A 221-nucleotide genomic window follows, 5' to 3' on the forward strand; every position below is an offset into this window, starting at 1 on the left:
CTCACCGGTGGCAATGTTGGCCATGCCGCCTTGAATGAGAGGATACCGGGTTCCCAGAATCTCGTTCAGCAGTTTCATACGACGCTTCCTTTCACAGTGATCAGCATACCGCCCTGCGGTCCCATCCGCATGGACGGACGTGCGGTGTTCCGTTTTGCGGTAGATGCGCTGCCGCGTACCCTCCACGCGGTGCTGGATGCAACGCATCATACACTGGACGA

At 58.4% G+C, this 221-nt stretch carries 1 protein-coding gene; it reads right to left on the bottom strand.

Features of this window, described 5'->3' with window-relative positions:
• Nucleotides 1–221, bottom strand: a 221-nt coding sequence (locus H6B10_RS16865; RefSeq protein ID WP_204652505.1) for a hypothetical protein, incomplete at both ends; no start/stop codon positions are given.

Origin of the sequence: Gemmiger formicilis, assembly GCF_016901605.1 — a bacterium.
Taxonomy (GTDB): domain Bacteria; phylum Bacillota; class Clostridia; order Oscillospirales; family Ruminococcaceae; genus Gemmiger; species Gemmiger formicilis_B.